This window comes from Rhodococcus sp. YH1 (assembly GCF_009939605.1).
GTDB lineage: Bacteria > Actinomycetota > Actinomycetes > Mycobacteriales > Mycobacteriaceae > Rhodococcus > Rhodococcus aetherivorans.
Genome location: NZ_WVTE01000077.1, coordinates 1 through 10,514, shown reverse-complemented (window position 1 = coordinate 10,514; position 10,514 = coordinate 1). Strand labels below are relative to the sequence as shown.

General features: G+C 70.8%; 11 protein-coding genes and 2 pseudogenes. 9 read left to right on the top strand and 4 right to left on the bottom strand.

Annotated features, from left to right (window positions below; translation table 11 throughout):
• Positions 1-776: ammonia-dependent NAD(+) synthetase (gene nadE / locus AIIKEEIJ_RS07950; protein WP_161995377.1), on the bottom strand; the 776-nt coding region annotated here is incomplete at its 3' end.
• A 75-nt stretch (positions 777-851) separates the two neighbouring features.
• On the opposite strand from nadE, the gene AIIKEEIJ_RS07945 reads away from it, so the two are divergent.
• Positions 852-1,625 (top strand): fructosamine kinase family protein, encoded by a 774-nt coding sequence (locus tag AIIKEEIJ_RS07945; RefSeq protein ID WP_050035431.1) that lies wholly within the window; start codon positions 852-854, stop codon positions 1,623-1,625.
• Complete coding sequence (locus AIIKEEIJ_RS07940; RefSeq protein ID WP_006940567.1) at positions 1,622-2,170, top strand: nucleosidase; 549 nt, start codon at positions 1,622-1,624, stop codon at positions 2,168-2,170. The genes AIIKEEIJ_RS07945 and AIIKEEIJ_RS07940 overlap by 4 nt, the downstream gene beginning before the upstream one ends.
• A gap of 15 nt (positions 2,171-2,185) precedes the next feature.
• Here the strand turns inward: AIIKEEIJ_RS07940 and AIIKEEIJ_RS07935 are convergent, their stop codons facing one another.
• Both AIIKEEIJ_RS07935 and AIIKEEIJ_RS07930 read right to left on the bottom strand, forming a co-directional pair.
• Entirely contained in the window at positions 2,186-2,977 is a 792-nt protein-coding gene (locus tag AIIKEEIJ_RS07935; RefSeq protein ID WP_050036388.1) for an META domain-containing protein, read from the bottom strand.
• Between the two features lie 5 nt (positions 2,978-2,982).
• On the bottom strand, positions 2,983-3,612 hold the full coding sequence (locus AIIKEEIJ_RS07930) for a TetR/AcrR family transcriptional regulator (RefSeq protein WP_006940565.1): 630 nt from the start codon (positions 3,610-3,612) through the stop codon (positions 2,983-2,985).
• Between the two features lie 86 nt (positions 3,613-3,698).
• Between AIIKEEIJ_RS07930 and AIIKEEIJ_RS07925 the strand changes: the two genes are divergently transcribed.
• The 7 genes and pseudogenes from AIIKEEIJ_RS07925 to nrdE all read left to right on the top strand — a co-directional run.
• Positions 3,699-4,259: an NAD(P)H-dependent oxidoreductase gene (locus tag AIIKEEIJ_RS07925; RefSeq protein WP_006940564.1), complete on the top strand. Its 561-nt coding sequence runs from the start codon at positions 3,699-3,701 to the stop codon at positions 4,257-4,259.
• Positions 4,260-4,399: 140 nt separating this feature from the next.
• Positions 4,400-4,948, top strand: a complete 549-nt coding sequence (locus AIIKEEIJ_RS07920; protein ID WP_043798879.1) for a 2Fe-2S iron-sulfur cluster-binding protein — start codon at positions 4,400-4,402, stop codon at positions 4,946-4,948.
• Positions 4,945-5,934, top strand: a complete 990-nt coding sequence (locus tag AIIKEEIJ_RS07915) for an FAD binding domain-containing protein (protein ID WP_029544485.1) — start codon at positions 4,945-4,947, stop codon at positions 5,932-5,934. The genes AIIKEEIJ_RS07920 and AIIKEEIJ_RS07915 overlap by 4 nt, the downstream gene beginning before the upstream one ends.
• Complete coding sequence (locus tag AIIKEEIJ_RS07910) at positions 5,931-8,042, top strand: molybdopterin cofactor-binding domain-containing protein (protein WP_161995376.1); 2,112 nt, start codon at positions 5,931-5,933, stop codon at positions 8,040-8,042. Before AIIKEEIJ_RS07915 ends, AIIKEEIJ_RS07910 begins: the two co-directional genes overlap by 4 nt.
• 197 nt (positions 8,043-8,239) lie before the next feature.
• Positions 8,240-8,470 (top strand): redoxin NrdH, encoded by a 231-nt coding sequence (locus tag AIIKEEIJ_RS07905; RefSeq protein ID WP_006940556.1) that lies wholly within the window; start codon positions 8,240-8,242, stop codon positions 8,468-8,470.
• Between the two features lie 69 nt (positions 8,471-8,539).
• Positions 8,540-8,968 (top strand): class Ib ribonucleoside-diphosphate reductase assembly flavoprotein NrdI, encoded by a 429-nt coding sequence (gene nrdI / locus AIIKEEIJ_RS07900; protein WP_006940545.1) that lies wholly within the window; start codon positions 8,540-8,542, stop codon positions 8,966-8,968.
• Positions 8,969-9,068: 100 nt separating this feature from the next.
• A pseudogene (gene nrdE, locus AIIKEEIJ_RS07895) lies at positions 9,069-10,433 on the top strand (class 1b ribonucleoside-diphosphate reductase subunit alpha); the annotation flags it as partial.
• Here nrdE and AIIKEEIJ_RS07890 read toward each other — a convergent pair.
• Positions 10,427-10,514, bottom strand: a pseudogene (locus AIIKEEIJ_RS07890) (NrdH-redoxin); the annotation flags it as partial. The pseudogenes nrdE and AIIKEEIJ_RS07890 sit on opposite strands and share 7 nt — an antisense overlap.

The window sequence follows — 10,514 nt, the reverse complement described above, 5'->3', positions numbered from 1 at the left end:
GTCCGCTCGAGCTTCTCGGCCAGCTCCGGGGTGACGTCCTTGCCCTCGAGGTAGTCGTCGATCTCCGCGTAGGTCATGCCCAGGGCCACCTCGTCCGGAAGGGCCGGCCGGTCCTCCTCGAGATCCGCGGTCGGCACCTTCTGCCAGGTGCTGTCGGGGGCCCCGAGTTCGCGCAGCAGCGCTGCGCCCTGCCGCTTCGTCAGGCCGGCGAGCGGGGTCAGGTCCACCCCGCCGTCGCCGTGCTTGGTGAAGAACCCGGTCACCGCCTCGGCGGCGTGGTCCGTCCCGACCACCAGGTAGCCGAGCTCGCCGGCGATCGCGTACTGCAGGATCATCCGCTCGCGGGCCTTGATGTTGCCCCGCACGAAGTCGCTCAGCTGCGATCCGTTGCCGTAGATCTCGTGCATGGCCTGCCCGACCTCGGCGGCCGAGGCGTCGGCACCGGGCTTGACGTTGATCCGCAACGAGCGGTCGGGACCGATGAACTCCAGCGCGACCTGCGCGTCGTGCTCGTCGGCCTGCTCGCCGTAGGGCAGCCGCACCGCGACGAACTCGGCCTCGCGGCCCTCGGCCCGCAGTTCCTCCGCCGCGAGCTGGGCGAGCCGGCCGGCGAGGGTGCTGTCCTGACCGCCGCTGATGCCGAGAACGAACCCCTTGGCGGGGGTCGACACGACGTAGTCCTTCAGGAACTGCACGCGGGACCGGACCTCCGCCCGGGGGTCGATCGTCGGCCGGACGCCGAGTTCCTCGATGATCTGCTCGCGAAGGTTCGCCATATTCCGAACCCTAGCGGGACGCCCGACGGTCTGCTCGGGTGACATGCGCGGCGCGCCGCGGGCACACTCGTGGCGATGAGCAGCGACGTCTTCCGCAAGCACCGGGCCGGGGCTCACCCCGACTTCTTCCGCGCCGAGGCCGCCGGGCTGGCCTGGCTCGCGGACGCCGGCATGCCCGTTGCCGGTGTCCGCGACGTCGGGGTGGACCACATCGACCTCGAGCGGTTGACCGAGGCGGCCCCCACCGCCGCGGCGGCTCGGGAGTTCGGCGCTCGCCTGGCGCGTATGCACGCCGCGGGCGCTGCCGGATTCGGTTGCGCACCGGATGGATTCGACGGCCAGCTGTTCATCGGCAAGCGGCCGATGAGTAGCACGGTCCACGCGAGCTGGGGCGAGTTCTACGTGGTGGAACGGGTCGAGCCGTTCCTGCGGATCGCGGTGGACGCCGGCAGCGTCACCGCCGCGCAGCTGCCCGACGTCGAGCGGGCCTGCACGCGCGTCGCCGCCGGGGAGTTCGACGACGGTGCACCCCCCGCCCGCCTGCACGGCGACCTGTGGAACGGCAACGTGCTGTGGACCGCCGCGGGGGTGGTGCTGATCGACCCGGCGGCGCACGGCGGTCATCGCGAGACGGACCTGGCGATGCTGGCGCTGTTCGGCTGCCCCCGGCTCGACGAGATCGTCGCGGCCTACGACGCCACGTGCCCGCTGCGGGCCGGATGGCGCGAGCGCGTGCCGATGCACCAGCTGCATCCGCTGGCGGTGCACGCGGCGGGCTACGGTGCGGGGTACGGGCGGGCGCTGCACCGGGCGGCGCTCGCGACCCTCGCGCTGGGAGAGAAGAGTTGACCGAGATCCTCGTCGTCGCCGCCACGAAGTCCGAGGCAGCGCACGTGCCGGCGCACTACGAGACGGTGATCACCGGCATCGGCAAGGTGCACGCGGCCGTCGCGGTGACCGAGGCGCTGGCGCGGCACCGGCGCGGGACCCCGCCGGTGGTGGTCAACATCGGGACCGCCGGGGCGCTGCACCTGCACCACGGCGGCCTCTACGTCCCCTCGGCGGTGATCAATCACGACATCAGCAGCGAGGTGCTGCGCAGCCTCGGCTACCCGGTCGAGGACGTGCTCGAACTCGACGACGGGGACGGGACGGTGCTCGCCACGGGCGATTCCTTCGTCTCGGACGCGCAGGTGCGTGACGCGCTCGCCGCCCGCGCCGACCTCGTCGACATGGAGGGCTTCGCGGTCGCGCTTGCCGCATCCCGCATGGGCGCGCAGTGCCGGCTCGTCAAGCACGTGAGCGACCACGCCGACGAGACCGCCCTGGACTGGCCGGCCAAGGTCGATGCCAGTGCCCGCGCACTCGCGCAGTGGCTGGTCGAGCGGTACTGAGCCGAAGCCGGCTCGTCAGCGGGCGGTGTATCCGAGACCGGTGACACCGTCGGCGGCGGTCAGCCGCATCGCCGCACCCTCGACCGTGTACCGCACCTCGCCGGCCAGCACTCCCAGGACGGCCGACTCGATCCGCGCGAGCTCCGGGTCGGGGCACGCCGCGCGGGTGGTGGCCAGCGGCCCGAACGTGACCACGGTGTCTCCGACGGTGGCGGTACCGGTGAACCGGTTGCAGCCGGTGCTGCCCGAGACCGTGCCGTCGCCGGCGACGGTCAGGGTGGGCGCGGCGTTCTCGAGGGCGCGGGAGGTCGACACCGCGTCGGCCGTGACGAGTTCGGTGAGCACCCAGTGCGTGTCCACGACGGGACGGTCGGGGTCGGCGACCGTGCGGTCGAGCAGTGAGACGGACACGTCCCCGCCGTCGAGGGTGAGTACGTCGCCGTCGAGACGCCAGCGCGGTTCCGACGCCAGCAGATCGGACAGCCAGGTGTCGGCGCGGTCGAGCGGCGGCGGGCACGACATGAGAGTGCTGCCGAGCCGATCGGCGCGCAGCACGCCGTCGCCGAGTTCCACCGACCCGAACGAACGGTTGCAGCCGGCGGTGGCGGCGATCCGGCCCGCATCGGGGAACTCCACGACCAGTGGGCCGCCGCCGGGAATCTGCGGGCCCGACACGGCGGTGGAGACGAACGCCCGCCCCACGAGCACGGCCGGGTCCTGGGGCGGGGCGGCGGCGCCGTCGCCCGCGCAGGCGGCCGTCGTCGCGGCCAGCGCGAGGAGAATCGAGAGCCCGAGAGTCCGCCGCATGCCGGTCACGGTACCGCCCGCCCGGCGGCGGGCGGCGCCGTGACGACGCGGCGGGCCAGGTCCGCCCACCCGTCGGCGAGCCGGTCGAGCGAGAACCCCAGATCGCGCCACTGATGCAGGACCAGGGTGGCCTCGAGCGGGGCGAACAGGGCCTGGGCCAGCAGCGGGAGGTCGCCGTCGACACCCGCAGCGCGAAGCAGGACCTCGATGTGGGTCAGGCTGACGGCCCGTGCCGGGGCGTTGAACCGGGCCTCGGCGGAACTCTCCGCGGCGCGGAGCACCTCGCCCTGCACCTCCACGAGACGGATGCGGGCACGACCGAACGCGACGAGCCGGTCGACGGGATCGGCGCCGGGTCCGAGCGGCGGGGGACCGGTGAGGAACTGCTGCTGCAGGGCCTGTTCGGAATGGTCGAGCAGGGCGCGCATGAGTCCCGCACGGGAGCCGAAGCGGCGGAAGACGGTGCCCTTGCCGACCCCGGCGCGCGCGGCCACGGCGTCCATCGTGACCGCGTCGACGCCGCGTTCGGCGACGAGGAGCGAGGCCGCCTCGAGGAGCCGGCGCCGGTTGCGGGCCGCGTCGCACCGTTCGACGCCCTCGTCCCCGACCAGCGGCAGCAGCGGAATGTTCACCACGTCACAGTACCGCCCGGGAATGGAAATGGACCGCGGTCCGTTTAGAGTGGAGTCAGACCCGGACACCCGAACCGAAGGAACACCCCATGTCCCAGACCCGCGTTCTCGCTCTCGTCGGCAGCCTGCGCTCCGCCTCCGTCAACCGCCGCCTCGCCGAGACCGCGGCCGCTGTCGCGCCGCAGGGCGTCGAGGTCTCCGTGTACGAAGGTCTCGGCGAGGTGCCCTTCTACAACGAGGACCTCGACGGCGAGACCGGCGCGCCCGTCGCCGCCGGGGCGCTGCGCGTCGCGGCGAGCGAGGCCGACGCCCTCCTGCTCGTCACCCCCGAGTACAACGGCACCATCCCCGCCGTGCTCAAGAACGCCATCGACTGGCTCTCCCGCCCGTACGGCGCCGGCGCCCTGGCCGGCAAGCCCGTCGCCGTCATCAGCGCCTCGCCCAGCGGCAACGGCGCGAAGTGGGCGCTCGAGGAGACCGTCAAGGCGCTCGGCATCGCCGGCAGCCGGACGGGCCTGCAGCTGTCCATCGGCGGCACCATCGACAAGTTCGGCGACGCCCACCCCAAGGAGAACGCCGAGGTCGCCGAGCAGATCTCCGCGCTGCTCGCCCAGCTCGCCGACGCCCGCCGGGAACTCGTCGACGCCTGAGCCGGCCGCACACCGAACGGCCCCGGACCACGCCCGGTCCGGGGCCGTCACCGTCCGTACCCCATTCGCGCCCGCAGCCGTGATTGCCGGGGCATGCTGCGGGGAATACCTCGCCAGTCCCCACCGCGACGGAGGAGCCCATGGCGCACGAGAGCGACAGTCCCGGCGAACACGAGCACACGATCACCCTGCGCGTCGACGGCCGTGAGCGCCGCTGCATCGTCGACGTGCGCACCACGCTCCTCGATGCCCTGCGCGACCGGCTCGGGATCTACTCCCCGAAGAAGGGCTGCGACCACGGCCAGTGCGGCGCGTGCACGGTCCTGCTCGACTCCCGGCGCATCGTGAGTTGCCTGTCGCTCGCGGTCGCCCACGACGGCGCCGACGTCGTCACCGCCGCCGGCATCGCGGACGACGGTCCCTCGCACCTGCCCCAGGCGTTCGTCGAATGCGACGCCTTCCAGTGCGGCTACTGCACACCGGGCCAGATCTGCTCCGCCGTCGGGATGTTCGACGAGGCCGCCAAGGGTTCCCCGAGCCACGTCACCGCGGACCTCACACAGGACCCGGAACTGACCGACGACGAGATCCGCGAACGCATGAGCGGAAACCTGTGCCGCTGCGCGGCCTACCCCAACATCGTCGAAGCGCTCCGCCACGTCGCGCGCGGGGAGGGGCACTGCTCGTGAAGACGTTCCGCTACGAGACGCCCGCCGATCCCGCCGCCGCGGTCGCCGCGGTCGCCGGCCACCCGGGTGCCGCCTTCCTCGCCGGCGGCACGAACCTGGTGGACCACCTCAAGCTCGGCGTCACCGCGCCCGACGTCCTCGTCGACGTCTCCCGCCTGTCGCTCGACATCGTGGAGGAGACCGCCGAAGGCGGGCTGCGCGTCGGCGCCAACGTGCGCAACAGCGACCTGGCCGCCCACCCGATCGTCCGCCGCCGGTACCCGGTCCTGGCCCGGGCCCTGCTGGCCGGCGCCTCCCCGCAGCTGCGCAACATGGCCACCACCGCCGGCAATCTGCTCCAGCGGACCCGCTGCGTGTACTTCCGGGACCCGTCGACTCCGTGCAACAAGCGCACCCCGGGCAGCGGCTGCACCGCGATCGGTGGCTACACCCGCTACCACGCCATCCTCGGCGCCTCCGAACAGTGCGTCGCCACCCACCCGTCGGATATGGCGGTGGCGCTGCTCGCGCTCGACGCCCAGGTGACGGTGCTCGGATCGCAGGGGGAGCGGTGCATCCCCGTCGAGCAGCTCTACCGGCTTCCCGGCGAAAGCCCCGAGTACGACACGGTGCTCGAGCGCGACGAGCTGATCCTGGACGTCGAGATCCCGGCGCCCGAAGGCGCCGTCTCGACGTACCGCAAGGTGCGCGACCGGGCGTCGTACGCGTTCGCGCTCGTCTCGGTGGCGGCGGACCTGACGGTCGCCGACGGCGTCGTCACCGGATGCCGCATCGCCCTCGGCGGCGTCGCGCACCGGCCGTGGCGCGCCCATCGCGCCGAGCACGTCCTGCTGGGGAGCGCCCCCGGTGACGGCGTCTTCGCTGCGGCCGCCGACGCGGAACTCGCCGATGCCCGGCCCCTCGACGGCAACGAGTTCAAGGTGCCGCTGCTGCGCCGCACCCTCGTCTCGGTACTGCGTGAACTCACCTCGGAGGCAGTCGCATGACCCACTCGGCCCAGCGCCCGATCGGCACGTCGACGCCGCGGGTGGACGGCCCGCGGAAGGTGGCCGGAACCGCGCCCTACGCGTACGAGCATCCGGTCGACGACCCGGCCTACCTCGTCCCGGTCACGGCAACCGTGGCGCGGGGAACGGTGACCCGCATCGAGACCGCGGAGGCGGAGGCCCTGCCCGGCGTGCTCGTCGTTCTCACCCCGTGGAATGCCCCCCGCCTGGCGGACACCTCGGAGGCCGAGTACGCGGTCCTGCAGAGCCCGGACGTCGCCTTCCGGGGGCAGATCGTCGCCGCCGTAGTCGCCGAGACGCCCGAGATCGCGCGACACGCAAGCGAACTGGTCCGGGTGGAGTACGAGTCCGCGCCGCACGACGTCGCGTTCCGGCACGACCACCCGCGCAGCTATGCCCCGGAACAGGCCAACGGCGGATATCCGACCGACACGGAACAGGGCGATGCCGCAGCGGCCGAGGCCGCGGAGCGCGACGGCGTCGTGGTCGACGGCTGGTATTCCACCCCGGAGGAGCACAACAACCCCCTCGAACCGCACACGGTCGTGGCCGAGTGGTCCGGCGAGTCGTTGACGTTGTACGACTCCACGCAGAGCGCCCACGGCGTCGTCTCCACGCTGGCTCCCGTGCTCGGTCTGCGCCCCCAGCAGATGCGGGTGATCAGTCCCTACGTCGGGGGTGGTTTCGGGTCCAAGGGGGCGCCGCACGCGCACGACGTCGTGGCGGCGATGGCGGCGCGCCTGCTGCCCGGTCGGGCGGTCAAGTTCGCCGTGTCCCGGCAGGACATGTTCGGGTACGTCGGCTACCGGCCGCCCACCGTCTCGCACGTCCGCCTCGTCGCGAGCCGGGAAGGGCGTCTCGAAGCCATGGTGCACGAGGCCTTCTCGCAGTCCTCGCACGTGCGCGAGTACGCGGAGCAGACGGCGGTGTCGTCGCGGGGGATGTACGCCTCGCCGTATCGGCGCACCTCGCACCGCATCGTCGCGCTCGACGTGCCCGCGCCCTACTGGATGCGTGCGCCGGGGGAGGCCCCCGGGATGTTCGCCGGCGAGGTCGCGATGGACGAGTTGGCGGTGGCGTGCGGCATGGACCCGATCGAACTGCGGGTCCGCAACGACCCGCCCGCCGATCCCGAGTCCGGCCGGCCCTGGTCCTCGCGCCGGCTGGTGGAGTGCCTGCGGGAGGGGAGTCGCAGTTTCGGCTGGGACGCCGCCGACCGCACGCCCGGCACCCGCCGCGACGGCCGGTGGCTCGTGGGGACCGGAGTGGCCGCGGCGAGCTACCCGCACCTGGTCAACCCCGGCACCGAGGTCGCGGTCCGGCACGACGGCGACGGGCGCTTCACCGTCCGCACCGGCGCCGCGGACATCGGGACCGGAGCATGGACCACGCTCACCCTCGTCGCGGCCGACGCGCTCGGCTGCCGGCCCGAGGACATCCATCTCGAGATCGGTGACTCGGCCCTGCCGAACGCCACCGTCGCCGGCGGATCCTCCGGTACCTCGTCGTGGGGCACGGCGATCGTCGCCGCGGCCCACGCGTTCCGCAAGCGGCACGGGGATCGACCGGAGCCGGGTGCCGAGGCATCGGCGACGGCCGAGGAGAATCCCGCGCTCGAGCACTACCGTATCCAGTCGTTCGGCGCGCATTTCGCCGAGGTGCGGGTGGATGTCGACACGGGCGAGATCCGGGTGCCGAGGATGCTCGGCGTGTTCTCCGTGGGCCGGGTGGTCAACCCCCGTACCGCCCGTTCGCAGCTGATCGGCGGGATGTGCTTCGGCATCTCCATGGCCCTGCACGAGGAGAGCATCCGCGATCCTCGCACCGGCCACGTGGTCAACCACGACCTTGCGGAGTACCACATCCCCACCAATGCCGACGTCGGCGACGTGGACGCGACCTGGCTCGACGAGGACGACCTGCACGCCACACCGATGGGGTCGCGCGGGGTCGGGGAGATCGGCATCGTCGGCAGCGCCGCGGCGGTCGTCAATGCCCTCCGGCACGCCACCGGGGCGCGGGTGCGCCGGCTTCCGGTGCACCTCGAGGACGTGCTCCCGTACCTGCCCGACAGCCCCGCGCGGTGAGTAACGACCTGGGAATATCACGGCTGTAACTCACAACATCTCGCGTTCTATGAATCTGTCGGCCACTAGGTGTAGTGTCTAGAGCGCTGGAAGGCTTGATCGTTTCCGGTCCCTCGGGGAAGCGGGATCGTGCTGGTACGACGGGCCTCGAGGCACTGCTGTGCAGTCAGTCGTCAGGTTGTCGAAAAGGGGAAACCATGAACATCACCGTCTACACCAAGCCTGCCTGCGTTCAGTGCAATGCCACCTACCGTGCCCTCGACAAGGCCGGTATCGAGTACGCCGTCGTCGACATCTCGGAGAACCCGGAAGCGCGGGACTTCGTGATGGCCCTCGGTTACCTGCAGGCCCCCGTGGTGGTCGCCGGTGACGAGCACTGGTCCGGCTTCCGCCCGGACCGGATCAAGGCCCTCGCCGTCGCCGCCTGACCCGTCGCGCGCCGACCCACCGCCCCTGCGGCCGGTCGCCGGACCCGAGCGAAGTGATGTGAGACATCCATGACCTCGTTGGTGTATTTCTCGAGCACATCGGAGAACACGCACCGATTCGTCCGGCGACTGGGGTTGCCGGCCACCCGGATTCCGCTGCACGACCGTGACGGCACCTTCGAGGTGCACGAGCCGTACGTGCTGATCCTGCCGACCTACGGCGGCGGCACCACCGCGACCGGCCGGGACACGAACTTCGTGCCCAAGCAGGTCATCCGGTTCCTCAACAATCCGCGCAACCGTGCGCTGATTCGCGGGGTCATCGCCGCCGGCAACACCAACTTCGGCGAATCCTATTGTTACGCCGGGGATGTGGTCTCCCAGAAGTGCAAGGTCCCGTACCTCTACCGGTTCGAACTGATGGGTACCGCCGAGGACGTCGAGCGCGTCCGCGAGGGCCTGGCACAGTTCTGGGCGCAGGCGTTGCAGTCGGCGTAACCGCGACCTCACCCACACTCGTCCACTCCATCAACGCTGCGTCACCGTCGGGGATACGGGTGCGCGGCGAACCCGTCTACTCACAGTGGGAGCAAGCACCGTGACCGTCACCGATGCCGCGCCGGCAGCGAGCGCCAAGATCGACGAATCCCTCAAGGGACTCGACTACCACGCGCTCAACGCGATGTTGAACCTCTACGGGCCCAACGGCGAGATCCAGTTCGACAAGGACGTCGCCGCCGCGCGCCAGTACTTCCTGCAGCACGTCAACCAGAACACGGTGTTCTTCCACAACCTCGAGGAGAAGCTCGACTACCTCGTGGAGGAGAACTACTACGAGCCCGAGGTGCTCGAGCAGTACTCCCGCCCGTTCGTCAAGCAGCTCTTCGAGCACGCCTACTCGAAGAAGTTCCGCTTCCCGACGTTCCTGGGTGCGTTCAAGTACTACACCTCGTACACGCTCAAGACGTTCGACGGCAAGCGCTACCTGGAGCGGTTCGAGGACCGCGTCTGCATGGTCGCCCTGACCCTGGCCGCCGGCGACGAGCAGCTCGCGACCCACCTCGTCGACGAGATCATCTCCGGCCGGTTCCAGCCCGCGACCCCGACGTTCCTCAACTCCGGCAAGAAGCAGCGCGGCGAGCCCGTCTCCTGCTTCCTGCTGCGCATCGAGGACAACATGGAGTCCATCGGCCGCTCGATCAACTCGGCACTGCAGCTGTCCAAGCGCGGAGGCGGGGTTGCGTTGCTGCTGAGCAACATCCGAGAGCACGGGGCGCCGATCAAGCAGATCGAGAACCAGTCCTCCGGCGTCATCCCGATCATGAAGCTGCTCGAGGACTCCTTCTCCTACGCCAACCAGCTCGGGGCCCGCCAGGGCGCCGGCGCGGTGTATCTGCACGCCCACCACCCCGACATCTACCGCTTCCTCGACACCAAGCGCGAGAACGCGGACGAGAAGATCCGCATCAAGACCCTCTCGCTGGGCATCGTCATCCCCGACATCACGTTCGAGCTGGCGAAGCGCAACGAGGACATGTACCTGTTCTCGCCGTACGACGTCGAGCGCATCTACGGTGTGCCGTTCGCCGACATCGACGTCACCGAGAAGTACTACGAGATGGTCGACGACAAGCGCATCCGCAAGTCGAAGATCAAGGCGCGCGAGTTCTTCCAGACGGTTGCGGAACTGCAGTTCGAGTCCGGCTACCCGTACATCATGTTCGAGGACACCGTCAACCGGGCCAATCCCATTCAGGGCAAGATCACCCACTCGAACCTGTGCTCGGAGATCCTGCAGGTCTCCACGCCGTCGACGTTCAACGAGGACCTGTCCTACAGCCATGTGGGCAAGGACATCTCGTGCAATCTCGGCTCGCTGAACATCGCCAAGGCGATGGACTCGCCGGACTTCGCGCACACCATCGAGGTGGCGATCCGGGCGCTGACCGCCGTGTCGGACCAGTGCTCGTCACCGGCGACCACCACGGGGGCCTGCAGGTAACCGAGGGCCATCACGAAGTCCCGCGCTTCCGGGTTCTCCGAG

What these genes read in the sequence shown, in the direction of transcription:
- AIIKEEIJ_RS07910 (WP_161995376.1), top strand. Translation starts at nt 5,931, where the DNA reads ATGACCCACTCGGCCCAGCGCCCGATCGGCACGTCGACGCCGCGGGTG.
- AIIKEEIJ_RS07905 (WP_006940556.1), top strand. Translation starts at nt 8,240, where the DNA reads ATGAACATCACCGTCTACACCAAGCCTGCCTGCGTTCAGTGCAATGCC.
- AIIKEEIJ_RS07925 (WP_006940564.1), top strand. Translation starts at nt 3,699, where the DNA reads ATGTCCCAGACCCGCGTTCTCGCTCTCGTCGGCAGCCTGCGCTCCGCC.
- AIIKEEIJ_RS07920 (WP_043798879.1), top strand. Translation starts at nt 4,400, where the DNA reads ATGGCGCACGAGAGCGACAGTCCCGGCGAACACGAGCACACGATCACC.
- AIIKEEIJ_RS07935 (WP_050036388.1), bottom strand. Translation starts at nt 2,977, where the DNA reads ATGCGGCGGACTCTCGGGCTCTCGATTCTCCTCGCGCTGGCCGCGACG.
- AIIKEEIJ_RS07945 (WP_050035431.1), top strand. Translation starts at nt 852, where the DNA reads ATGAGCAGCGACGTCTTCCGCAAGCACCGGGCCGGGGCTCACCCCGAC.
- nrdI (WP_006940545.1), top strand. Translation starts at nt 8,540, where the DNA reads ATGACCTCGTTGGTGTATTTCTCGAGCACATCGGAGAACACGCACCGA.